Here is a 23098-nt window from a genome sequence, read left to right as displayed (position 1 = left end):
AGGGTGGCCGCTTTGCGTGGACTGCCGTGGTTTGCCAAGGTCTATCTGACCGTTGTCATCGGAGCCGCGTTCGTGCTGCTCGGATACAGCGTGGCAGCGGGCGGCCGGTTCGAGCGGCTTGACTGGTCCAACCTCATGGTGCTCGCCCTGCTGTTCCTGGTGTGCGAGTCGGTGCCCACCCTGCTGAACGTGAAGCAGGCCGCGGTGTCGGTCAGCTTCTCCGCGGTGCTCGCCGCGGTGGTGCTCCTCGGCCCCGAGGGGGCGGCTCTGGTCGGCATGACGGCCATGTTCAGCGTGCGGCCGGGTCTGCCACTGGTGAAGCGGCTGTTCAACAGCGCCCAGTTCGCCATCTGCGGCTATGTCGCGGGCCGCGTCTACGTGCTGCTGGGCGGCACGACCGACGTACCGGGGGTCGCCGGGTTCGACGACCTCATTCTGCCCTTCGCGGGCGCGGCGGCGGTCTTCGTACCGCTCAACTTCCTCCTGATCGCGCTCGTGCTGGTGCTCACCGGCCAGGCCGACCAGGTCCCGTTGCGGGGACTGGCCCAGTTCATGATCTCCTACCTCGGCTACGCCACCTTCGGACTGCTGATCGCCGGGCTGTGGGCCACCGTCAACTCGATCTCCGCCGTGCTCGTGCTGCTCCCGCTCTTCGTGGCCCGCTGGGCCTTCGGGCAGTACCACGCGCAGCAGCGCGCCTACGACGCCACGATCGCCGCGCTCTGCCAGGCGGTCGAGACCAAGGACTACTACACGCGCGGCCACTGCACCCGCGTCTCGCTCGCCGCCGGAATGATCGCTCAGGAGATCGGCATGGGGTCCGAACGGCTGCGCGCGATCCGTTACGCGGGCATGCTCCACGACGTCGGCAAGCTGGGCGTGCCGACCAAGGTGCTGCAGAAGGACGGCCCGCTCACCGAGGAGGAGTTCGCCGCCATTCAGCTTCACCCGATGCGCGGGCTGGAGATCGTGCGGGGCATCGACTTCCTGGACGAGGCGTTCGCCGGGATCATGCACCACCACGAGCGGCAGGACGGCAAGGGCTATCCGATGGGGTTGGCGGGTGACGAGATCCCGGAGTTCGCGAGGATCATCGCGGTGGCCGACGCCTTCGACTCGATGACCTCCGACCGCTCCTACCGGGGCGCCCGGCCGATCGACGTGGCCGTGGCCGAGCTCCGCAAGAGCGCCGGCACCCAGTTCGACCCCGTGATGGTGGTGGCCTTCATCAAAGCTCTCGACCGTCACGGCTGGGAGCCGCCGCGCAAGGTCGTCGCCCCGCCGGCCGATGAGGCGCAGACCACCACCAAGGACCACGACGATCCGACCATGCCCATCCAGGTGGTGTCGGAGCGATGAGCGGTCTCGGCGCCAACCGGGCCTTCCAGACGCTCGACTCGGGTCAGCTGCTGCTGATCTGCGCGGCGGGCCTGCTGGCGGTGGCCGGGGTGGCGCACACGGCCGCGACCGGGCTGGTCGAGCCCGAGATCGCCATCGGCTTCGGCGCGCTGATCGCGGTCGGGGAGCTGGCCAGGCTCACCATGCCCGGCAACCGCGAGGTGGCGCCCATCGGTTCGGCCGCCGCGCTCGGCTACACGCTCCTGCTGGACATGGGCGGCGTCCCCGTCCGGCACTCCGCGCTCCAGGTCGTCGCCGTGCTGTCGGTCGGCATGATCGCCGGGGCGCTGCCGCATCTGGCGGTGGGGCGCCCGCCCCGCCTCGACGCGATGGCGCGCAGGCTGCTCACCGGGGCGCTGCTCGCGCTGGCCTACCGGCCGCTGGCCGGGTCGCTGTTCGAGGTCGCCAGCGGGGGCGAGAGCGGCTGGTGGCCGGCGCTCGGCGTGATGGCCGTGCTCATCGTCGTCATGGTCCTGGTCGACGTGCTGCTGGCCGCCGTGCTCCGCGCCGAGCAGGTGCGCGCGGCCTTCGGGGTGGCCGTCCACGACGAGCTGCGGATGGCCGGGCCGCTGGGGGCCGCCGTCGCCGCCTCCGGAATCCTGCTGGCGCTCGCCTCGCACAGCATGGGCATGGCCGCGCTGCTGGTCTTCGCCGCGCCGCTGCTAGTCACCCAGGTCGCCTTCCGCAAGTACGCCGGGATCAGGGCCACCTACCTGCAGACCGTCCGTGCGCTGTCGCGGGTCACCGAGGTCGGCGGTTACGTCGAGCCCGGCCACTCGCGCCGGGTGAGCCGGCTGGCCGTGGCGGTCGGGCGCGAGCTCGGCACGGCCGAACCCGAGCTGCTGGAGCTGGAGTACGCCGCGCTCATGCACGACATCGGCCAGCTGTCGCTGCGCGACCCCATCCCGGGCGGCGCCACCGTGCTCACCGATCCCGAGCAGGCCCGGCGCATCGCCGAGCTGGGTGCGGAGGTGATCCGGCAGACCGGCGTGCTGGACCGGGTGGCCGAGATCGTCCGGCGCCAGTGCGACACCTGCGTCGAGATGCCGCCGCTGGCCAGCCGCATCATCAAGGCCACCAACGCCTACGACGACCTGGTGGGCGGTTCCACCGACCGCGACCGGGCCGGCGCGGCGCTCGAAAGGCTCCGACTGGGTGTGGGCCGGGAGTACGATCCGGCGGTCGTCGAAGCGCTGGCCCGCGTGATCGACAGGTTGGCTCCACTCCATCGACTCTGAGATTTCCATTCCCGCACAGTTGTGGGGTTCCTACAGATCGGGTTGCCGCGATCGGTGGTTTCGGGCGAAGGGTGCGGCGAATGTCCCAGTCGTAGGGTGGAGCGGTCGAAAGGGGTCCACCAACGTGTTCGAGTCCGTTCTGGTCGCCAACCGTGGCGAAATCGCCCGGCGAATCATCCGCACGGTCCAGCGCATGGGGTTGCGCGCCGTCGCGGTGTACTCGGAGGCCGACGCCGACCTGCCGTTCGTCGCGGAGGCCGACGAGGCGGTCCTGCTGGGGCCGGCCAACCCGGCGCAGAGCTACCTCGACGCCGACAAGGTGCTGGCGGCCGCCCGCGAGTCGGGCGCCCAGGCGATTCACCCGGGTTACGGGTTCTTCTCGGAGAACGCCGCGTTCGCCCGCGCCGTCGTGGACGCCGGCCTGGTCTGGATCGGCCCCTCTCCCGAGGCGATCGAGCGGATGGGTGACAAGATCAACGCTCGTAACCTGATGGAGAAGGCGGGCGTGCCCGTCGCCGCGGGCACCCGCGAGCCCGTCACCGACCTGGAGCAGGCCGTCGCGGCCGCCGCGGAGATCGGTTACCCGGTCATGGTGAAGACGGCCGGCGGGGGCGGCGGCATCGGCATGGGCGTCGCCCGTGACGAGGCCGGGCTGGCCAAGGCCTTCGATCAGGCGTCCCGGGCCGCCGCCCGCTTCGGCGGCACGCCGGCGATCCTGCTGGAGCGCTACATCGAGCGGGCTCGCCACGTCGAGGTGCAGATCCTCGGCCTGACGGACGGGACCGTCGTCGCGCTCGGCGAGCGCGACTGCTCGGTGCAGCGCCGCCACCAGAAGGTCGTGGAGGAGACGCCGTCGCCCGGCATCGGGCCGGAGCTGCGCGAGCGCATGCTCGCGGCGGCCGTGCGCGCGGGGGAGGCGGTCGGCTACCTGGGCGCCGGGACCGTCGAGTGCCTCGTCGACGCCGACAAGCAGGACTTCGTGTTCCTGGAGATGAACACCCGGCTCCAGGTCGAGCACCCGGTGACCGAGCTGGTCACCGGTATCGACCTGGTCGAGCAGCAGTTGCGGATCGCCGCGGGCGAGACGGTGCGGCTCTCGGCGGTCCCGAGCGGCCACGCGATCGAGTTCCGCGTCTACGCCGAGGACCCCAAGCGGTTCTTCCCGGGGCCCGGGAAGATCGACGTGTGGGAGGAGCCCTCGGGCGAGGGCGTCCGGGTCGACTCCGGCTACGCCGCGGGCAACACGGTCACGCCGTTCTACGACCCGCTCATGGCCAAGCTCTGCGTGTACGCGCCGACCCGGGCCGAGGCGCTGCGGCGCGCCCGCGAGGCCGTGGCGGGTTTCCGCGTGGAAGGTCCCAAGAACAACCTGCCGTTCTGCGCGGAACTGCTGGACCGGCCGGAGTTCGTCGACGGGAACTACGACACAGGACTGGTGTCCCGTATGAGGGCATGATCGGTTCTGTCTGGCACAGTTGAAGCAGGTTGAACGAGGGGAGTTCCCGGTGGCTGAAGTACGCGCGGAAATGGTGGCGAACGTCTGGAAGGTCCTCGTGGCCGAGGGTGACTCCGTCGAAGACGGCGACACCTTGATCATTTTGGAGTCCATGAAGATGGAGATCCCGGTCATCGCCGAGGACGAGGGCGTGATCGCCCAGCTCAAGGTGGCCGAGGGTGACGTCATCCAGGAGGGCGACCTGATCGCCGTCATCGAGTAGCCGCCCGGCCGGACGTGGCCGTTCCCGAGAGGCCGCGTCGCGCACGGGTACGGGAACGGCGTCGGTGGGGCACGGGACCCCGGGCGCCGGTGCCGCGTACGGGCCGCGGGGTCGGTGGGTCACGGGACTTCCGGGCGCCGGACGGCGCCGCGTGCGGGTACGTCGTCAGCGGGTTCCGCGGGGCACCGGGTGTCAGGCGGTGTCGTACGGCGGCGTCAGCGGGCGAGCCTCGCGAGGAAGCGCTCGCGGTCGACGACCACGCGTTCGATCGTGCCGGTGGCGACGAGGGTCTCCCGGTCGCGGGCGGTGACGCCGAAGACCAGGCGGCGGCCGTCGACCTCGGTGAGCTCGACGGCGATCTCGACGTGGGTGCCGATCGCGCTGGCCGCCAGGTGTTCCAGGGTGACCCTGGTGCCCACCGAGGTCTGGCCGGGGTCGAGGGCACCCGCCACCGCCTGGACGGTCGCCTGCTCGGCCAGGGCCAGCAGGCGGGGCGTGGCCAGCACCGGGACGTCCCCGCTGCCGACCTTCGCGGCGGTGTCCTCCTTCTCGACCATGATGAGAAGCCGAGCCTGCAGACCGGGAGCGAGCGTCATGTGCGCCAGCATAGAGTCTGATCCGTGACCTCATACTGCGACCACTGCGGCCGCCCCGAGGCCGAGGCCGACCACGCGGCGTGCCGTGCCGCACGCGAGATGGAGCCACCGCGCTACTGCGCCCGCTGCCGCCGCCGGATGGTGGTCCAGGTGACCCCCGGCGGCTGGTCGGCGCGTTGCGCCGAGCACGGCGCGTCGTACGGCTGACCCCTGCGCTCCCCACCCCGGGGCGCTCCCGCCCGGCGGGTTCTGGATACCGCCTGATTCACCTGGTTTATGCTGCCTTTGCCGTCACTTGTAGGCTTCTATGGAGTTCGCTATGGTTGCGCGGTCATCGCTCCCGTGGCGGCGGCGGTGATCGGGACGGCCGTTGCCGACAGGACTTCCGGGAGATTCCGGATGTGAGGGCTTGCAGGGTGTATAAGTACGCCCAAAAGTGGTGGGTTTTGTGCGATGCTACGGCACGCGTCTTATTTGTGAGCCGTACGGTATGCAGGGTTTCGTGACATGCCCGTGACGGTGCCGCGATACAGATCCGCTTTGTTGGAGAACTCTGGGGTGGGAGCGGAGAGGGTTACGGGGGAGTCATGGTGGCCCAAGGCACGACGCTGGCGGGGCGGTATCGCCTGGATACCCGCATTGGCGCCGGTGGTATGGGCGAGGTGTGGCGGGGCGAGGACACGGTCCTAGCCCGTACCGTCGCCGTCAAGGTGCTGCTTCCCGGCCGTACGGACGACCCGGGCTTCCTGGTGCGTTTCCAGGGTGAGGCGCGGGCGATGGCGACGATCAACCACCCGGGGGTCGTCGACGTCTACGACTACGGGGTTCACGAGGTGCCCGGCGCGGGGGCGACGGCGTACCTGGTGATGAAGTTCGTCGACGGCGAGCCGCTCGACCGCCTTCTCGGGCGGCTGGGCCGGATCGCCCCCGGCGCCGCGATGGATCTCATCTCCCAGGCGGCCTCGGCCCTGCAGGCGGTGCACGACCAGGGCATCGTGCACCGGGACATCAAGCCCGGCAACCTCCTGGTGCGCCCGGACGGCGCGCTCGTGCTCACCGACTTCGGCATCGCCAGGTCCGACACCGCCAGCAGGCTGACCGACGCGGGCATGGTGCTCGGCACCGCCGCCTACTGCGCGCCCGAGCAGGCCGAGGGCGCGCCCGTCACGCCCGCGGTCGACATCTACGCGCTGGGTGTGGTGGCCTACGAGTGCCTGGCGGGGCAGCGCCCGTTCGACGGTGACACGCCGGTCACGATCGCCCTCAAGCACATCCGCGAGGCGCCGCCGCCGCTGCCGCCGGACATCCCCCCGGCGGTACGGGCGCTGGTGGAGCGTTCCCTGTCCAAGGACCCGGCCCGCCGCTTCCCTAGCGCCGCGGCCATGAGCACCGCCGCGCGGCAGGCGGTCCTGGGCGGCGAGAGCGGCATGGCCGCGGCGCCCGCGTCACCGGCCCCGGGCGTGCCGGAGACCGGCTGGCAGGCGCAGATGCCGCAGGGCGGCTGGCAGCAGGCCGCTCCGCAGCCGGGCCGGCACGACCAGGGTGCCGCCCCGCAGACCGGCTGGCAGGGGCAGGCGCAGGGTCCCGTCCCGCAGACCGGCTGGCAGGCGGCGCACTCGGCGCCGACGGGAAGCTGGCAGGGGGCCACGCACTCCACCGCCGCCTCCCCGGCAGCGGGCACCGGACCGGCCACCGAGGCTGTCCCGCAGGGCCGCCGCCGCGCCGCGCCGAAGCCCAGGCGCAGGGGCGGGCTGCTCGCGGCGTCCGCGGCGGCCGGCGTGATGTGCGTCGGCCTCGCCGCGGTGGTGATCAACGGGATGATGGTCAGCAGCACCGCCGACCCCGATCACATGGCGAAGGCCGAGCCGACGCTCACCGCCACCGCCCCGACGAAATCGTCACCTGGCAAGCCCAGGAGGTCCACCACCCCCAAGCCCACGGTGACCCAGACCCGCTCATCGGGGAACGACCGGCCGATCCCGACGCGCACCCCCAGTGAGACCCCGGAGCCGACCCCGACCCCGACACCCTCGAAGACGCCGACCGCGACCCCCAGCCCCAGCCCCACTCCGCGGCCGAAGAAACCGGTTCCCAACGTCATCGAGTTGGCACCGGACGCGGCGGTGGCCGCCCTCAAGCAGGCGGGTTTCGTGGCGCTGGTGACCCACAGCGCCGACGTCGACGAGACGCAGTGCCTGAAGGTGGTGGAGTCGCGCCCGGCGGCGGGGACCATGTGGGACCCGGCCAAGAAGGTGGAGATCATCGTGATCAGCTACAAGTGCGAGCCCACGCCGACCCCCACGCCCACTCCCGCCCCGACGTCCACCGCCAAGTAGCGGCGGCCGGCCCGGCGGGCCGGCCGCCGCCGCTACACGCCGGTGGTGGTGCGCGGGTAGGCCACGGCCGGGTCGGTGACGATGTTGACCATGTACGGCACGCCGGAGTCGAACGCGCGGCGCAGCGCCGGGCCGATCTCCGCCGGGTCGGTGACGAGCTCGCCGCCGCCGCCGAGCGCGGTCACCACCTGGTCGTACCGGCACCCCCGCTGGAGCTCGGCGGCCACGTCGTAGCCGTACAGCATCTGCATGGGGTGCTTCTCCAGGCCCCACATGCCGTTGTTGCCGCAGACCATGACGACCGGGAGCCGGTGGCGCACGAGCGTGTCGACGTCCATCAGCGAGAAGCCGGCCGCGCCGTCGCCGAGCAGGAGCACCACCTGCGAGGAGGGCCGGGCCAGCCGGGCGGCGATGGAGTAGCCCAGGCCGGTGCCCAGGCAGCCGTAGGGGCCCGGGTCGAGCCAGTTGCCCGGCTGCCTGGGCTCGACGTACTTGCCCGCGTAGGAGACGAAGTCACCGCCGTCGCCGATCACCACGGCGTCCTCGGCGAGGACCTTCCCCAGCTCACCGTAGATCCGCATCGGGTGGATCGGGTCGGAGTCGGACGCCAGCAGCTCGGCGTCGGAGGCGACGGCGGCCGAGGCGGCCTCGGTGAGGCGCTCCAGCCAGGGCGCGTGGGACTTGGGCGACACGCCCGCCTCGGCGCAGGCCGCGCCGAGGCCCCAGAAGAGCAGCGACAGGTCGCCGGCGGCGGTGCCGGCGGGCTCCATGTGGGTGGTCAGCTGCGACGGGGCGTCGGCCAGGTGCACGACCTTGGCGAGCGGGGCGCCGTCCTTGCCGCCGAACCAGCCGTAGCCGAGGCGGAAGTCGACCGGGGTGCCCGCGATGATCACCAGGTCGGCCTGGGAGAAGGCCAGGCCCCTGGCCCGGGTCACCAGCAGCTCGTGCCCGGCCGGCAGGATGCCGCGGCCCTGGCCGTTGGGGATGACCGGCAGGCGGTACTCCTCGGCGAAGCCGCGGGCGACCTCCTCGGCGCGGTCCATCCAGACATCGGAGCCGAGGACCAGGACCGGGCGCTCGGCCTCGGCGAGCAGGCGGGCGATCCGGGCGAGCGCGTCGGGGTCGGGCTCCAGCGGTGACGGGGTCAGCGTCTCGGGAGCCTGGTCGAGCGGGGGGGCGGCCGAGAAGAGGTGGTCCATGTGGAAGTCGAGGAAGACGGGACCGCGGTGCGGGGCGAGAGCGGTGCGGAAGGCCATCTCCACGTCCTGGCCGATGGAGTCGGCACCGGAGCCGGTGAAGGCGAGCTTGGTGATCGGCGCGAACAGCGGCGGGTGGTCGAGCTCCTGCAGCGCGCCGGACCCCCACCGCGACTGCGGCGCCCGGCCGCCCATGATCACGACCGGGGAGCCGTTGAAGTGCGCGGTGGCCACCCCGCTGACGCCGTTGGTGATGCCGGGGCCCGCGGTCAGCACGGCGAGTCCGGGCTTACGGGTCAGTCGCGCGGTCGCCTCGGCGGCGAACACGGCGCTCTGCTCGTGCCGGACGTCCAGGATGGGCATGCCCTCGTGGACCGCCCCGTCGTACAGCGGGAAGACGTGCCCGCCCGACAGGGTGAACATGGTCTCGACGCCGTATGCCTTGGAGACGGCGACGGCGATGTCGCCTGCGTGCTTGGGGGACTCCATATAGCGCAACCTACCAGTCAGTCACCACGGGCCCGGCTGTCCTTTGCCGAGCGCCTACCGCGTGGATGTCCTGCCCTTTAAGGAATGGGGGAAACGCGGAGGGGCCCCGTGGCGCGGCCTCCGGCCGCATTGGGAACGGCCGAGCGCGGTGGCCGGTCCGGCGTCGTCCGCCACCGTTCCGGGGGACGGGGTGGCGGTACGGGGGCGGCCGGGAGGAGGCGGCCTGTGGGAGGGCCGGGCCGCGGTGCGGGGAATCCTCCGGCCGGCAGGTGGGGAGTCCTCCGGCCGGCAGGCGGGGTGAGGGTGTGTGCCGGTGGGCCGGGTCCGGTGCCGGGCCCACCCGGCCCGCGTGGGATCAGAGCGTGTCGGAGAGCGCCTTGATGGGCATCCTGAGGTCGGCCAGCAGGTCGAGGTCGGCCTGGGCGGTGCGGCCCAGCGTGGTCAGGTAGTTGCCCACGATGATCGCGTTGATGCCGCCGAGCATGCCGTCGCGGGTGCCCAGGTCGCCCAGGGTCAGCTCGCGCCCGCCGGCGTAGCGCAGGATCGTGCGCGGCAGCGCCAGCCGGAAGGTGGCGATCGTCTGGAGCGCCTCGGCCCCCTCCAGCAGGGGGAGGGACGCGAAGGGCGTGCCGGGACGCGGGTTGAGGAAGTTCAGCGGCACCTCGTCGGGAGCCAGCTCGCCGAGCTGCCCGGCGAACTCGGCCCGCTGCTCCCGCGTCTCGCCCATGCCGACGATGCCGCCGCAGCACAGTTCCATCCCGGCCTCGCGCACCATCAGGCAGGTCTCCCAGCGCTCCTCCCAGGTGTGGGTGGTGACGACCTTCCCGAAGTGCGACCTCGCGGTCTCCAGGTTGTGGTTGTAGCGGTGCACGCCCATCTCGGCGAGCTCGTCGACCTGGGCCTGGGTGAGCATGCCCAGGGAGCAGGCGACGTTGATGCCGACCGCCTCGCGGATCGCCTTCACGCCCTCGCGGACCTGGTCCATCAGGCGCCGGTCGGGGCCCCGTACGGCCGCCACGATGCAGAACTCGGTGGCACCGGTGCGCGCGGTCTCCTTGGCGGCCTCCACCAGGGAGGGGATGTCCAGCCAGGCGGCGCGGACCGGGGAGGAGAACTGCCCGGACTGCGAGCAGAAGTGGCAGTCTTCGGGGCAGCCGCCGGTCTTGAGGGAGACGATCCCCTCGACCTCCACCTCCGGGCCGCACCACTTCATCCGTACCTCGTGGGCGAGAGCCAGCAGCTCGGCCAGGCGGTCACGGGGCAGTTCCAGGCAGCGCAGGGCCTGCGCGGCGTCGAGACCACGGCCCTCCTCCAGGACCTGGACCCGGGCGATCTCGAGGATGTCGCTCATCAAATGCCTCCAGCGTGGCGATCCCGGGTGCCGGCCCCGGGGGAAGGGGTGTATCCCCGGCTGCCGCCGGGCGAGGACGTCGGGTCGTGCCGGTCTGGCGTCTGTCGCCTACGGGGCAAGCCTAAAGGTGGCCCGGAAGGCCGCGGGATCGAACCCGCCGCCCAGCGCGGGCCCCAGCCCGGCGCGGGCCACGCGGGCGAAGGACTCCCGGTCCAGCCGCCCCGCGCCCTCCGGGAGGGCGCCCGCCAGCGGCCGGGCGGCCAGCATCTCCAGGTCCGCCACGTTGCACCGCTCGGCCAGGCCCGGTTCGGCCGGCCACGAGCCGATCACCACCCCGGCCGGCTCCAGCCCCCGGTGGGCCATCGCCTCCAGCGTCAGCGCGGTGTGGTTGAGCGTGCCCAGCCCGGCCCTGGTCACCAGGAGCACCGGCGCGGACAGCGCCCTGGCCAGGTCGGCGAGGGTGGCCCCCTCCTCGTCGAAGCGGACGAGGAGCCCGCCCGCCCCCTCGACGACCACCAGCCGGTGCGAGGCGGCCAGTTCCCCGATCCTGGCCACGGCGCGGGAGAGGGAGACCGGCGGCAGGCCGGAGACGCGGGCGGCGGCGGCAGGGGACAGCGCGGCGGGATACCTGGCCAGCTCGAAGGTCGTCCGCACCCCGGAGAGCCGGATGACGTCGTCCAGGTCCCCGGGTTCGGCCTCGCCCACCCCGGTCTGCGCGGGCTTGACGACCGCGACGGAGGCGCCCCGCTCCTCGGCCAGCACCGCCACCGCCGCGGTGACGACCGTCTTGCCCACCCCGGTGTCGGTCCCGGTGACCACGAGAATGCTCACCCGCCTCACCTTAGGCGCGGTCCGGCCCGGGACGGTCCGGCGCCGCGGATCTCCGGCCGCGTCCTGGACCCCGGCCCGCCGTCTCCGGGACGGTCCGGCGCCGCCGGTCTCGGCCGCCGGTCCACGTCCGGTACGGGGCCCGGAGCGGTGGGACGGGCGTTCGGGCCGGTCGCTCGGGGGTCAGGGCCGGTCGGGACCGGGCCGGCGCAGGCGGGTGACGAACTTGTACCGGTCGCCCCGGTAGAGGGACTGGGCCCACTCCACCGGGTTGCCGTCGGCGTCGAAGGCGTGCCGGGTGAGCAGGAGCATCGGCAGCCCGACGTCCACGCTCAGCACCTGGGCGTCGTACGGTGTGGCCAGCACGGTCTCGATGATCTCCTCGGCGTCGGTCAGCCGGACGCTGTAGGCGTTGTACAGCGTCTCGTACAGCGAGGAGTGCACCTCGAGCTCCCGCCTGAGCCGGGGGAAGCGCCGGGCCGACAGGTGGGTGGTGTCGATCGACATCGGTTCGCCGTTGGCCAGGCGGAGCCGGTGGATGCGGAGTACCCGCCCCCCGGCGTTGATGGCCAGGCGGCGGGCCAGGGCCTCGTCAGCGGTGATGTAGCTGATGTCGAGGATCTTGGTGTCGGGTTCGAGGCCGACGGTCCGCAGGTCCCCGGTGTAGGAGGTCAGCTGCAGGACCTGGGCGACCTTGGGCTGCGCGACGAACGTCCCCTTGCCCTGGATGCGCACCAGGCGGCCTTCGACCACGAGTTCCGACAGGGCCTGGCGCACGGTGGTGCGTGACGTCTCGAAGCGCACCGCGAGGGTCCGCTCCGGGGGCAGCGCGCTGCCCGCGGGCAGGCTCTTCGTGAGAGCCAGCAGGTTCCGCTTGACGTCGTAGTACTTCGGGATCCTAGGGGAGTCTTCGCTCACATGGTCACCTTCATCTCGGCCACGGCGGTGAGTGCACCCCTGATCACCGCTAGATCATCGGAACTCAGATTGGCCCTTGCGGTCAACCGCAGGCAAGAGCGGCCGACCGGTACCGAGGGCGGCCGGAAGCATCCGGCGCGCACCCCCCGTTCCGCGCAGATGAGGGCGGCCCGAAGTGCGGCCTCGGGCGGTCCGAGCACGATGGGGACGACCGCACCCGCCGGCTCGCCGGTCTCCAGGCCGAGTTCGCGGGCCATCCCGGCCAGCTCCCTCGCCCTGGTCCGCACGAGTCTAGGCAGTTCGGGCTGATTGTGAAGGATATCGACAGCGGCGAGTGCCGCCGCCGCGCTTCCGGGCGCCAGGCCGGTGTCGAAGATGAACGAGCGACCGGTGTCGACGAGGGTCTGGATCACCTCGGGGGCGGCGAGCACGGCACCTCCCTGGGCTCCCAGCGACTTGGAGAGTGTGATCGTTCTCACAATTCCCGGCTCGCCCGCGAGTCCCGCCGCGTGCACCGCGCCCTGCCCGCGAGGGCCGATCACCCCGATCGCGTGGGCCTCGTCGACGATCAGCAGCGCGCCGTGCCGCGCCGCCGCCGCGTGCAGCTCGCCCAGCGGCGCCAGGTCCCCGTCGACCGAGAAGACCGCGTCGGTGACCACGACCGCGTGCTCCTCGTCCCGGCCCGCCAGCGCCTTCTCCACCGCCGTGACGTCTTTGTGCGGGGTGACCACCACGCGGGAGCGCGAGAGCCGGCAGGCGTCGACGATCGAGGCGTGGTTGCCCGCCTCGGAGACCACCAGCGCGTCCCGGCCCAGGGCCGCGACGGCCGCGAGGTTGGCCAGGTAACCTGAGGAGAACACCAGGGCGCCCGCCGCGTCGGTGAAGGCGCACAGGCGTGCCTCCAGGTGGGCGTGCAGGGCCGTGGAACCGGTGACCAGGCGTGAGCCCGTGGACCCGGTGCCCCAGGTCCGGGTGGCCGTGACGGCGGCCTCGACCAGCCGCTCGTCCCTGGCCAGGCCGAGGTAGTCGTTGGAGGCCAGGTCGATGAGACCGTCGTCGTCAGGGGTACGGGCGCGCAGGACCCGCCGCAGTCCCGCCGCCTCCCTTGTGGCCGCCGCCATGCGCAACCGCGCCAGCGGATCGGGGATCTGCTCCATAGGCGGCATTTTCGCAGTCGAAGTCACCCGATTCGCGTTCGGGCCTGCAAAGAACGCATGATGCACGAGTGCCGACTCTAAGCGACCTGGCGGTTCGTCACACCGCGCTCGACGATGCGGACCTCGAATGGACGCACTCGCTGGTCTCCGACTGGCAGCTCCTGGCGGACCTGTCCTTCGCCGACCTGATCCTGTGGATCCCCCTCAAGGACGGTTCCGGATGGATCGCGATCGCGCAGATGCGTCCCACCACGGGGCCGACGGTCTACCACGACGACATCGTGGGCATGATCGTGCCCAAGGGGGAGCGGGTGCTCCTGGAGACCGCGTGGAACGAGCGGCGCATCTGCCGTGAGGGCGACCCCGACTGGTCGAGCGGGGTCCCGGTCCGGGAGGAGACCATCCCGGTCCGACGGGCCGACCGCTTCCTGGGCGTCATCCAGCGCTCGACGAATCTCTCCTCCGCGCGCACCCCCTCCCGGCTGGAGCTGACCTACCTGCAGAGCGCCTCCGACCTGGCCCAGATGGTGGCCGAGGGCCGCTTCCCGTTCTCCGGCGCCGAGCCGATCCTCGTCCGCTCGCCGCGCGTGGGCGACGGGCTGCTCCGGCTCGACCGGGCCGGCCGCGTCACGTACGCCTCGCCGAACGCCCTGTCGGCCTACCGGCGGCTGGGTCTCAACGCCGACCTGGTCGGCGCCGAGCTGGGCCGCACGACCGCCACGCTGTGCTATTCCGACGAGCCCATCAACGAGAACCTGATGATCGTCGCCAGTGGGCGCGAGCCCAGGGAGACGGAGGTGGAGTCGGGCGGCACGGTCGTGCAGCTGCGGGCGATTCCCCTGGTCGTCGGGGGCGGCAGGATCGGCGCGCTGGTGCTCATCAGGGACGTCACCGAGCTGCGTCGCCGCGAGCGGGAGCTGATGACCAAGGACGCCACCATCCGTGAGATCCACCACCGGGTGAAGAACAACCTGCAGACGGTGGCCGCGCTGCTCCGGCTCCAGGCCAGGCGGCTGCAGGTGCCGGAGGGGCGGGAGGCGCTGGAGGAGGCGGTGCGGCGGGTCGGGTCGATCGCGATCGTGCACGAGACGCTGTCCCACACGCCGGAGGAGCAGGTCGACTTCGACGACATCGCCGACCGCGTGATCGCGATGACGGGGGAGGTCGCGTCCCCGGAGGCGAAGGTCGTGCCCCGCCGGATCGGGACGTTCGGGGTGCTGCGCTCGGAGATCGCGACGCCGCTGGCGATGGTTCTCACCGAGCTGCTGCAGAACGCCGTACAGCACGGGCTGGCGCAGCGGCCGGGCCGGCTCCAGGTGATCGTGTCGCGCGGGCCCGAGCGGCTGGAGGTCATCGTGTCCGACGACGGGAGCGGGCTGCCCGAGGACTTCGACCTCGACAGCACGACCAGCCTGGGCCTGCAGATCGTGCGCACCCTCGTGGTGGGGGAGCTGTCCGGGCGGCTCGCCATCGAGCCGCGCCAGGGCGGCGGGACCGAGGTGACCCTGTCCATCCCCCTCCCCGCGGCCTGAGCGGCGGGGGAAGGGGGAGGTGCCGGGTCGTCCGGCGCGGCGCCGCCGCGGGGCGCGCCGCGGTTCGGGGTGCGGCGCCCGCCCTGGCCCGGACGCCGAGGGGGCGGGTCTCAGCCGGAGGGGCGGACACCGGACGCGGGGCGCGTCCGGGGGTCGTGTGTCAGGTACGTCAGACGTTCGCGCGGGCGCGGGCGCGAGCCGTGCGGCGCTTCAGGGCGCGGCGCTCGTCCTCGCTCAGGCCGCCCCAGACGCCGGCGTCCTGGCCGGACTCCAGGGCCCACTTGAGGCATGCTTCACTGACGGTGCACGTGCGGCACACCTGCTTGGCCTCTTCGATCTGCATCAGGGCGGGGCCGGTGTTGCCGATCGGGAAGAACAGCTCGGGGTCCACGTCACGGCAGGCAGCTCGGTGGCGCCAGTCCATGCGTCCACTCCTTCGTAACAGGAGCCCTTGCGGTGGCTCCGTCGGCTCACTTTGTGAAGAGTTTCACTAGCAGTCGCGAACGAGCCCCCGAGCCGTGGTCGGTCGGGGTCCTGTCCGCTCGATCGCCGGTGGCCTGGGAGCGAGGTAGCCGCTCAAAGGTCCTACGTTCCGACGTCAATGTTGAGATTGTCAGCCACGCTCAGTACACGCAAGAGGTTTGGACGAAGGTTTTGCCCGCCATGTATGTCGGATGCGTCACACAATGACCGCATGTAACGGATTAGACCAAGACTTGTAACGCATCGGGGATAGAACAAAACGTTACGCGCTCGACCTCTCCCAGGTAGTCGCCGTCGAGCTGGAAAGCCACCGGCCGTTCGGCGCTCAGCGTGAACTCCTTCTCGTCATGGAGCTGCACCAGGTGCCGGCCGGTCGGAAGAGTGTCGCGGACCCCGATGATCTGGGGCATCAGATTCAGCATCGACGGCAGGCCGAGGCGTTGGAGCCCCAGCATGTCGAGCCCGGTCTCGAAGCTCGCCCAGGGGGTCGGGCAGACCGGCCGCGGTCCCACGTACGTCCACGGGGAGGTGTTGGAGATCACGGCCATGAAGATGCCGCCGGCCGCCGGCACGCCCGGCCCCTCGACCGTCATCGCGGGACGGCGCTTGTCGGTCAGGAGATAGTGCTGCAACGCGGTGTTCACATAGCGGGCGGGCGTGGCCTTGCGGCCGGTGCCCCGCATCCCCTCGACGGCCCGGATCACCTCGGCGTCGTATCCCAGGCCGCTGCAGAACGTGAAATACCTGCTCTGGTCCTCCCAGAGCGCCCGGCCCAGCCCGACGGTCCGGCGCCGGCCCTCGCCGATCGCCTCCAGGACCGCCCCGACCGCCTGAACCGGGTCGTTCGGCAGGCCCAGGGCCCTGGCGAAGACGTTCGCGCTGCCGCCGGGGATCGCCAGCAGCGCCGGCCGGCCCGCCGCGCCGCCCTCGTCACCCCCGCCGTCCACCGGGTTCAGCAACCCGTTGACGGTCTCGTTGATGGTGCCGTCGCCGCCGAGCACGGCCACCGCGTCGAAGCCGGAGGCGTGCGCCTTGCGCGCCAGCAGAGCCGCGTGCCCTCGGTAGGCGGTCTCCTCGACGGTCAGGTTCATGGCGGCGCTCAGCGCTTTGGTGAGCACGTCCCGGGTCCGGTGGTTGGTCGTGGTCGCCTTCGGATTCACCAGGAGCATCGTGCGCATGAGGCCAGCGTATCCACCCGAAACGGTACGTAGGCGGCGGAGAAGAGAGCGGCATGTCCCGGCGATAGGGTTGGGCCGTGCCGAACCGTCCGATGACCCTCACCGTCGCCGCAGCCGTCATGGCGCTGGAAGGCCTCACCGCACTGCTGCTCGGCGGCTACGTCGGGGTGGAGACCGTGATCGGCGCGCCGTCCGACCTGACGAGCTCGATCGCCGTCGCCGGGTTCGGGCTCCTCATCGGCGCGGCACTGCTCTGGGTGGGCTGGGGCATGCTGCGAACCGAGCGGTGGACGCGGAGCCCGGGCGTGCTGACGCAGATCTTCACCGTTCCGATCGCGGTCACGCTGATCCAGTCCGACCAGCAGGCCATCGGCATCCCGCTGATCGCCGTCGCGGTGATCGGACTGGTCGCGCTGCTCTCACCCCCCACGACCCAGGCCCTCTACGGGGACCAGGACAGGGCCTGACTAGTCGTCCACGGTGAGGCCCTCGCGAAGCTGGGCGAGGGTTCTGGCGAGCAACCGGGACACGTGCATCTGCGAGATGCCGAGCTCGGTGGCGATCTGGGACTGTGTCATGTTGCCGAAGAAACGCAGCAGCAGGATCCGCTTCTCACGCGGGGGCAGGCGTTCCAGCAGCGGCTTGAGCGACTCGCGGTATTCGACGCCCTCCAGCGAGTCGTCCACGATGCCGAGCGAGTCGGCCACCGCGGGCGCGTCGTCGTCACCGGAGTCGGGCGCGTCGAGGGAGACCGTGGAGTAGGCGTTGGCCGACTCCAGCCCTTCCAGCACCTCCTCCTCGCTCATCTTCAGGAACGCCGCGAGCTCGGTCACCGTGGGCGCGCGCCCTTCCCGCTGGGAGAGCTCGCTGATGGCCTTGGTGAGCGAGAGCTTGAGCTCCTGCAGCCGGCGCGGCACGCGGACCGCCCAGCCCTTGTCGCGGAAGTGCCGCTTGATCTCACCCACGATCGTCGGGGTGGCGTACGTGGAGAACTCCACCCCGCGGGCCAGGTCGAAGCGGTCGATCGACTTGATCAGCCCGATGGTCGCGACCTGGGTGAGGTCGTCGAGCCACTCGCCCCGGTTGCGGAAGCGGCGGGCCAGGTATTCGACAAGGGGAAGGTGAAGCTCGACGAGCTCGTCACGGATGCGCTGGCGGCGCGGGTCGTCGGCGTTCAGCTCCACCAGTTCCGCGAAGAGCAGGCGCGCACGCACCCGGTCGGGCACCGCGTGGTCACTGGCGGCCATGGCACGAGTCCTTTCCGTCACGCCGGCCTCGCCGCGCCTCGGCGCTTGCGCAGGACGATCGCCATACGGTCGGGGGAGTCGGTTACGGCATCCACGTCGTCAGCCAGGGCGGTGAGCACCATCCACGCGAAGTCGTCGCGCTTGGGAGCCGCGTTCCCGACCGTGCTGACCTCGACCCGGATCTGCATGAGCTGCCCGGTGAGCTCGAAGTCGGCGGTCAGGTCGGTGCCCGGAACGGCCTCGGTCAACAACATCGCGCACGCCTCGTCGACCGCGATCCGCAGATCCTCGATCTCGTCCAGCGTGAAGTCCAGCCGTACGGCGAGCGCGGCCGTCGCCGTACGCAGCACGGATAGATAGGCACTCGCCGCCGGCAACCGCACGCTCACCACGTCGCGGATCCCGCCCATGCCGACCGCGGGCGCCTCGGTGTGTTCGGTCACGTTCCTCCTCGCAGAGTCGCTGACTGCAACCTACAGCCCCGAGACGGTGGTTGGCCCGATTGGACTCGCGATCGGGGCGATTTGCCACCGTCAAGAACACCTGAAGATACCCGAATAGGACACCTGAACAGGCCAGGCCCCGTGTGGTCGCACTCCACACGGGGCCTGGTTGTCCAACATTTCAGCGCTGTTTAAGCGGCCTTGGCCTCCTACGCGGCGGCCTTGGTCTCCCAGAAGATCTTGGAGATCTCGTCGATCTTCCCCAGGAGCTCGTCGGCCTTCGCCACGTCGACGGTGCCCTTGCCGCCGGCCGCACCCGCCAGCTTGGTGGCCTCCCAGAACAGCTGGTGCAGCTGCGGGTAGGTCTCCAGGTGCGGAGGCTTGAAGTAGTCGGTCCACAGCACCCACAGGTGGTGCTTGACCAGCTCGGCCCGCTCCTCCTTGATGGTGAGCGCGCGGGACCGGAAGACCGGGTCCTCGTTGGCGGCGTACTTCTCCATGATCGCCTTGACGGACTCGGCCTCGATACGGGCCTGAGCCGGGTCGTAGACGCCACACGGCAGGTCGCAGTGCGCCGACACGGTGCGCTTGGGGCGCAGAAGTCGTGCGAGCATCGGAATCCTTCCTTGATGCCAGGGTCAGAATGGTCCGGTTAACGACCTTACTCGTCTCCGAACACCTGCGTGGGAGGGGGTTGCGCTCAATGATGGTGCGCGTCACCGGTGAGTCGATGCTGCCCGCGCTGCGGCCCGGCGACTGGCTCTGGGTGCGGCGCGGCGCGCCTGTGCGCCCCGGCGATCTGGTCGTCGCCCGGCTGCCGTCCGACCCCTCCGTCCTGATCGTCAAGCGGGCCGCCTGGGAGGAGGGCGGGGGATGGTGGCTGGAGAGCGACAACCAGCGCGCCCCCGGCCGCCGCGACAGCTGGGACTTCGGCGCGCTGCCTGCGTCGGCGATCGTCGGCCGGGTGGTGCTGCGCTACTGGCCGGACTTCCGGCGGATCAGGTAGGCGGCGGGCCGTCCGTGACCCGGTGGGCCGCCCGTGACCCGGTGGCGCCGGGCGGTGACGTCACTGACTCACCTTCTGCCGGGCCCGGTAGGCGGCGACGTTGGCCCGGCTCGCGCACCGCTCCGAGCAGTAGCGGCGTGAGCGGTTGGAGGAGGTGTCGAGGTATGCCCGGCGGCAGGGCGGCGCCTGGCACAGGCCGAGCCGGTCGACGCCGTGGTCGGTGACCATCGTGGCCAGGCCCATGACGGCGCCCACGGCGTACTGGTCGGCCATCCGGCCGCCCTCCGTCAGGTGCATGTGCCAGCGCTCGCCGTCGTGACCGGAGATCTGCGGTTGGACCGGGTGGTGGATCAGCAGTGAGTTGAGCCGGTCGACCACCGTTTCCTCGTCGCCGGCTTCCGCCGTCTCGAACACGGTGATGAGCTCTTCGCGCAGGTCGCGCAGGGCTTCCAGGTCGCCGCGGGTGATGCGGCAGCCGGGCCGGTAACGGCCGCCCTCCTCCAGGAGAGCGCGGAGCCCTTCGAGGCCGGTCAGCCGGTCGGGGCTGTTGATCAGCAGCACGGCCAGCTCGGCATAGGAGGTCAGGTCCATCGGAGGATCCGTCGATGTAAGAGACGACAGGGACTTCGAGTATTACACGGTGACGAGGCTAACACCATGTCAACGGGAGCGAGCGGATTCTGTCCCCTGCCGGAGTCTCAACATGTGGCACAATCGAGCAACGGGTGACCCCCGTACCCCTCCAGGCGACCGTGCTCAGTGAGCAGGCCCCGAGCGGCTACCGAAGCCCGGGACAGGCTTCCTACGGCCGCCTCCGAAGGAACTGTCCGTCTGCCTGACTGAACTACAGGGGTCGCTGTGGCTGTTACGCCGTCCTCTCATTCCCTCGAAGCCCTCCAAGCCCTCGATCTGGATCCGGCCTTCGCCCTGCACCGCGGGGGCAAGCTGGAAGTCCGCTCCACCGTCCCGGTCCGCGACGCCGACGACCTCGCGCTCGCCTACACCCCGGGAGTGGCCAGGGTCTGCAGCGCGATCGCCGACGAGCCCGCGCTGGCGAACGAGTACACCTGGGTGTCCAACGTCGTGGCCGTCGTCTCCGACGGCACCGCGGTGCTCGGCCTTGGAGACATCGGGCCGTCCGCCGCCATGCCCGTCATGGAGGGCAAGGCGCTGTTGTTCAAGGAGTTCGCCGGCGTCGACGCCGTGCCCATCTGCCTCGACTGCACCGACGTCGACGCGCTGGTCGAGACCGTCGTGCGGCTCGCGCCCTCCTTCGGCGGCATCAACCTGGAGGACATCAGCGCACCGCGCTGCTTCGAGGTCGAGAACCGCCTGCGCGAGATCCTCGACATCCCCGTCTTCCACGACGACCAGCACGGCACCGCGATCGTCACGCTCGCGGCGCTGAAGAACGCGGCGCGGCTGACCGGCCGCCCGCTGGGCGAACTGCGCGCCGTGGTCGCCGGCGCCGGTGCCTCGGGGATCGCCGTCAGCCGGATCCTGCTCAACGCCGGCATCGGCGACATCGCGGTGGCCGACTCCAAGGGCCTCATCCACGAGGGCCGCGAAGGGCTCAACCCGGTGAAGGAGGCCCTGGCGCGCGAGAGCAACCGGGCCGGTCTGCGCGGTTCCACCGAGCAGGCGCTGGCCGGGGCCGACGTGTTCATCGGCCTGTCGGGCTCGACGGTCTCCGAGGAGGCCATCGCGTCGATGGCCGAGGGCTCGATCGTCTTCGCGCTGTCCAACCCGACGCCCGAGGTGCACCCGGACCTCGCCCGCAAGCACGCCCGGGTGGTCGCGACCGGCCGCTCCGACTTCCCGAACCAGATCAACAACGTGCTGGCCTTCCCCGGCGTCTTCCGCGGGGCGCTCGACGTCCGCGCCACCACCATCACCGAGAACATGAAGGTGGCCGCGGCCGAGGCGCTGGCCGGGATCGTCTCCGACGACGACCTGTCGCCCGAGTACGTGATCCCCAGCCCGTTCGACGAGCGCGTCGCCCCGGCGGTCGTCGCCGCGGTCTCCGCGCAGGCCCGCGTCGACGGCGTCGCCCGCCTCTGACGCGCCTGCCGAGCGCGCTCCGGCCCGTCCGTCCTGCCGGGCGCGCTCCCGTCCCACGGCCGGTACGGCGTTTTCCGGTACCCGGTTCGCCGCCGTACCTGGTTCGCAGCCGTACCTGTGAGCACGCGCGTGTGAGCGCGCGCTGAGCGCGACCGTGCCCACCCAGGCGCAGACACGATCGAAGGCGCCCCCCGCCCGACCGGCGGGGGGCGCCTTCGCTTTCCCCGCGCCTTTCGGGAAACGCCGATATTCGTCACAGATCGTGCTATAAAAAGAGCGCTCCGTTACCTATGCACTCAAGGTGTGCACGGGCGGAGGTGACGTGCGCTCGGACGCCTCGTGCGCGCCGTCGGTTCTCAGGATCAGGGGAGCTATGGAACGCCAGCCCAACCGGTCACTCCAGAGGCTCATCGCCGAGGCGGGCTTCACCCACAAGGGGCTGGCCCGCAGGCTCAACGATCTCGGGGCGGCCCGCGGCCTGCCCGGTCTGAAGTACGACCACAGTTCCGTCCTGCGCTGGATCGCCGGCCAGCGGCCGAGAGACCCCGTCCCGGGGCTGCTGGCCGAGATCTTCGCACTCCGGCTCGGCAGGCCGGTCAGTCCCGAAGACCTCGGCCTGCCGGTCGCGCTGACGCCTCTCGGTCTCGGGCAGGAGTTCACCCACACCTGGCAGGAGGGAATCACGACCGTGACAGCACTGTGGCGCGCCGACGTGGAACGGCGCAGGTTCCTGCTCGACTCGACCTTCGCGATCGGCGCCGGCTCCGCCGGGGCGCTGCGCTGGCTGACCCTGCCGCAGGACGGTCGCCCCGAGGGGCGGGGCACCCGGCGCGTCGGCATGGACGACATCGCCGCGATCCGGGAGGTGACCCGGTCCTTCGGCGAGCTGGACAACAGGTTCGGCGGCGGCCGGATCCGCTCGGCGGTCGTGAAATATCTGGATACGGCGGTCACCCCGTTGCTGAGCGACGGCTCGTACGCCGAGGACACGGGCCGGGCGCTGACCTCCGCCGCGGCCGAGCTGACCCGGCTGGCCGGGTGGATGGCCTACGACCTGGAACAGCACGGTCTCGCCCAGCGCTACCTCATCCAGGCCCTGCGCCTGGCCCGGAGCGCCGGCGACCACGGCCTCGGCGGGGAGATCCTGGCCGGCATGAGCCACCAGGCCATATATATAGGACAACCCGCGCACGCCCTCGACCTCGCCAGGGCCGCCCAGCTCTCCGCCCGCCGGGCCGCGGTCTTCGCCCTGCTGGCGGAGGCACACGTGCTGGAAGCCCACGCGCACGCCCTGCTGGCCGACCGCGCGGCCTGCGCGCGCTCCCTCCACGAGGCGGAACTGGCCTTCGACCGGCGCGCGGCCGACGACGAACCCTCCTGGATCTCCTACTTCGACGAGGCCTACCTGTCGGCCAAGTTCGCCCACTGCTTCCGTGACCTGGGCGACGGCCCCGAAACCGTACGGCACGCGAGACGGTCGCTGGAGATGGACGGCCGCTACGTGCGCGGACGCATGTTCAACCTGTCGCTGCTCTCGGCCGGCCTGCTGGCCTCGGGGGAGCTGCGCGAGGCCTGCTCGGTCGCGGGGCAGGCGCTGGAGCTGGCCGAGGGCCTGCAGTCGGCCAGGACCCGGTCGTACGTGACCGATCTGCGGCGGAGGCTGGACCCGTACGCGGCCGAGGCGCCGGTGGCGGAGCTGAACGAGCGGGCGAGGGAACTCAGCACGGCCCTGAGCGCCTGAGCGGCCCGTCCCGGGCACCTGAGCGATCCTGTCCGAGAGGAGAGGGGTGAAAACACAAGGCCGGAGAAAAGGAAAAGTGGGATCCGACGGCACCAATCGGATCCCACTTCTCTTCAGTTCTGAACCGGGGGCCCGGTGTGTGCCGGGCCCCTCGGGTGGTGCTGGGGTGAGTGGCCGGGGTT

23 protein-coding genes are annotated in these 23098 nt (G+C 71.5%); 11 read left to right on the top strand and 12 right to left on the bottom strand.

Features of this window, described 5'->3' with window-relative positions; translation table 11 throughout:
• Nucleotides 1-12: 12 nt before the first annotated feature.
• The 4 genes from ABD841_RS33885 to ABD841_RS33870 all read left to right on the top strand — a co-directional run bounded on the left by ABD841_RS33885 (nt 13) and on the right by ABD841_RS33870 (nt 4354).
• Complete coding sequence (locus ABD841_RS33885) at nt 13-1359, top strand: HD-GYP domain-containing protein (protein ID WP_425582087.1); 1347 nt, start codon at nt 13-15, stop codon at nt 1357-1359.
• A complete protein-coding gene (locus tag ABD841_RS33880; RefSeq protein WP_344980325.1) occupies nt 1356-2636 on the top strand; it encodes an HD-GYP domain-containing protein in 1281 nt (426 codons plus the stop codon). The genes ABD841_RS33885 and ABD841_RS33880 overlap by 4 nt, the downstream gene beginning before the upstream one ends.
• 124 nt (nt 2637-2760) lie before the next feature.
• Nucleotides 2761-4092: an acetyl-CoA carboxylase biotin carboxylase subunit gene (locus tag ABD841_RS33875; RefSeq protein WP_344980323.1), complete on the top strand. Its 1332-nt coding sequence runs from the start codon at nt 2761-2763 to the stop codon at nt 4090-4092.
• Nucleotides 4093-4141: 49 nt separating this feature from the next.
• Entirely contained in the window at nt 4142-4354 is a 213-nt protein-coding gene (locus tag ABD841_RS33870; RefSeq protein WP_344980321.1) for a biotin/lipoyl-binding carrier protein, read from the top strand.
• A gap of 215 nt (nt 4355-4569) precedes the next feature.
• On the opposite strand, the gene ABD841_RS33865 is transcribed toward ABD841_RS33870, so the two are convergent.
• Nucleotides 4570-4950 carry a thioesterase family protein gene (locus ABD841_RS33865; RefSeq protein ID WP_344980319.1) on the bottom strand — a complete coding sequence of 127 codons (381 nt, stop codon included), beginning with the start codon at nt 4948-4950 and terminating at the stop codon, nt 4570-4572.
• Nucleotides 4951-4974: 24 nt separating this feature from the next.
• On the opposite strand from ABD841_RS33865, the gene bsaP reads away from it, so the two are divergent.
• Together bsaP and ABD841_RS33855 are read left to right on the top strand one after the other, a co-directional pair.
• Complete coding sequence (gene bsaP / locus ABD841_RS33860; protein WP_344980317.1) at nt 4975-5157, top strand: biotin synthase auxiliary protein BsaP; 183 nt, start codon at nt 4975-4977, stop codon at nt 5155-5157.
• Nucleotides 5158-5603: 446 nt separating this feature from the next.
• Complete coding sequence (locus ABD841_RS33855; RefSeq protein ID WP_425582086.1) at nt 5604-7286, top strand: serine/threonine protein kinase; 1683 nt, start codon at nt 5604-5606, stop codon at nt 7284-7286.
• Nucleotides 7287-7318: 32 nt separating this feature from the next.
• On the opposite strand, the gene ABD841_RS33850 is transcribed toward ABD841_RS33855, so the two are convergent.
• The 5 genes from ABD841_RS33850 to ABD841_RS33830 form a co-directional block, all read right to left on the bottom strand.
• Nucleotides 7319-8971, bottom strand: a complete 1653-nt coding sequence (locus ABD841_RS33850) for an acetolactate synthase (protein ID WP_344980313.1) — start codon at nt 8969-8971, stop codon at nt 7319-7321.
• A gap of 355 nt (nt 8972-9326) precedes the next feature.
• Nucleotides 9327-10322, bottom strand: a complete 996-nt coding sequence (bioB, locus tag ABD841_RS33845) for a biotin synthase BioB (RefSeq protein WP_344980311.1) — start codon at nt 10320-10322, stop codon at nt 9327-9329.
• A gap of 108 nt (nt 10323-10430) precedes the next feature.
• A complete protein-coding gene (bioD, locus tag ABD841_RS33840; RefSeq protein ID WP_344980309.1) occupies nt 10431-11153 on the bottom strand; it encodes a dethiobiotin synthase in 723 nt (240 codons plus the stop codon).
• 180 nt (nt 11154-11333) lie between these two features.
• On the bottom strand, nt 11334-12068 hold the full coding sequence (locus ABD841_RS33835) for a GntR family transcriptional regulator (protein WP_344980308.1): 735 nt from the start codon (nt 12066-12068) through the stop codon (nt 11334-11336).
• Nucleotides 12065-13225 carry an 8-amino-7-oxononanoate synthase gene (locus tag ABD841_RS33830; RefSeq protein ID WP_344980306.1) on the bottom strand — a complete coding sequence of 387 codons (1161 nt, stop codon included), beginning with the start codon at nt 13223-13225 and terminating at the stop codon, nt 12065-12067. Before ABD841_RS33830 ends, ABD841_RS33835 begins: the two co-directional genes overlap by 4 nt.
• A gap of 68 nt (nt 13226-13293) precedes the next feature.
• Between ABD841_RS33830 and ABD841_RS33825 the strand changes: the two genes are divergently transcribed.
• Complete coding sequence (locus ABD841_RS33825; RefSeq protein WP_344980304.1) at nt 13294-14757, top strand: sensor histidine kinase; 1464 nt, start codon at nt 13294-13296, stop codon at nt 14755-14757.
• A 169-nt stretch (nt 14758-14926) separates the two neighbouring features.
• Here the strand turns inward: ABD841_RS33825 and ABD841_RS33820 are convergent, their stop codons facing one another.
• Entirely contained in the window at nt 14927-15181 is a 255-nt protein-coding gene (locus tag ABD841_RS33820) for a WhiB family transcriptional regulator (RefSeq protein WP_344980302.1), read from the bottom strand.
• Nucleotides 15182-15461: 280 nt separating this feature from the next.
• Complete coding sequence (locus ABD841_RS33815; protein ID WP_344980300.1) at nt 15462-16418, bottom strand: diacylglycerol/lipid kinase family protein; 957 nt, start codon at nt 16416-16418, stop codon at nt 15462-15464.
• A 77-nt stretch (nt 16419-16495) separates the two neighbouring features.
• Here ABD841_RS33815 and ABD841_RS33810 point away from each other — a divergent pair, with 77 nt between their 5' ends.
• Nucleotides 16496-16885 carry a hypothetical protein gene (locus ABD841_RS33810; RefSeq protein ID WP_344980298.1) on the top strand — a complete coding sequence of 130 codons (390 nt, stop codon included), beginning with the start codon at nt 16496-16498 and terminating at the stop codon, nt 16883-16885.
• Here the strand turns inward: ABD841_RS33810 and ABD841_RS33805 are convergent, their stop codons facing one another.
• From ABD841_RS33805 to sodN, 3 genes are all read right to left on the bottom strand, one after another.
• On the bottom strand, nt 16886-17665 hold the full coding sequence (locus ABD841_RS33805; RefSeq protein ID WP_344980296.1) for an RNA polymerase sigma factor SigF: 780 nt from the start codon (nt 17663-17665) through the stop codon (nt 16886-16888). It lies immediately after the preceding gene.
• Between the two features lie 17 nt (nt 17666-17682).
• Nucleotides 17683-18108: an anti-sigma factor gene (locus ABD841_RS33800; protein ID WP_425582084.1), complete on the bottom strand. Its 426-nt coding sequence runs from the start codon at nt 18106-18108 to the stop codon at nt 17683-17685.
• A 209-nt stretch (nt 18109-18317) separates the two neighbouring features.
• Nucleotides 18318-18722 (bottom strand): superoxide dismutase, Ni, encoded by a 405-nt coding sequence (gene sodN, locus ABD841_RS33795; RefSeq protein WP_344980294.1) that lies wholly within the window; start codon nt 18720-18722, stop codon nt 18318-18320.
• 80 nt (nt 18723-18802) lie between these two features.
• On the opposite strand from sodN, the gene ABD841_RS33790 reads away from it, so the two are divergent.
• Entirely contained in the window at nt 18803-19114 is a 312-nt protein-coding gene (locus ABD841_RS33790) for a S24 family peptidase (RefSeq protein ID WP_344980292.1), read from the top strand.
• A 60-nt stretch (nt 19115-19174) separates the two neighbouring features.
• Here ABD841_RS33790 and ABD841_RS33785 read toward each other — a convergent pair whose 3' ends face one another.
• Nucleotides 19175-19705 carry a CGNR zinc finger domain-containing protein gene (locus ABD841_RS33785; protein ID WP_344980290.1) on the bottom strand — a complete coding sequence of 177 codons (531 nt, stop codon included), beginning with the start codon at nt 19703-19705 and terminating at the stop codon, nt 19175-19177.
• A 267-nt stretch (nt 19706-19972) separates the two neighbouring features.
• Between ABD841_RS33785 and ABD841_RS33780 the strand changes: the two genes are divergently transcribed.
• Both ABD841_RS33780 and ABD841_RS33775 read left to right on the top strand, forming a co-directional pair.
• Nucleotides 19973-21175 carry an NAD(P)-dependent malic enzyme gene (locus ABD841_RS33780; protein WP_344980288.1) on the top strand — a complete coding sequence of 401 codons (1203 nt, stop codon included), beginning with the start codon at nt 19973-19975 and terminating at the stop codon, nt 21173-21175.
• Nucleotides 21176-21548: 373 nt separating this feature from the next.
• Nucleotides 21549-22916 (top strand): NsdA family TPR-like regulatory protein, encoded by a 1368-nt coding sequence (locus ABD841_RS33775; protein ID WP_344980286.1) that lies wholly within the window; start codon nt 21549-21551, stop codon nt 22914-22916.
• The last annotated feature ends 182 nt before the right edge of the window (nt 22917-23098 follow it).

Origin of the sequence: Streptosporangium fragile (genome assembly GCF_039534445.1) — a bacterium.
GTDB lineage: Bacteria > Actinomycetota > Actinomycetes > Streptosporangiales > Streptosporangiaceae > Streptosporangium > Streptosporangium fragile.
The sequence above is the reverse complement of the archived record's forward strand: the minus strand, read 5'-3'. Positions and strand labels throughout refer to the sequence as shown.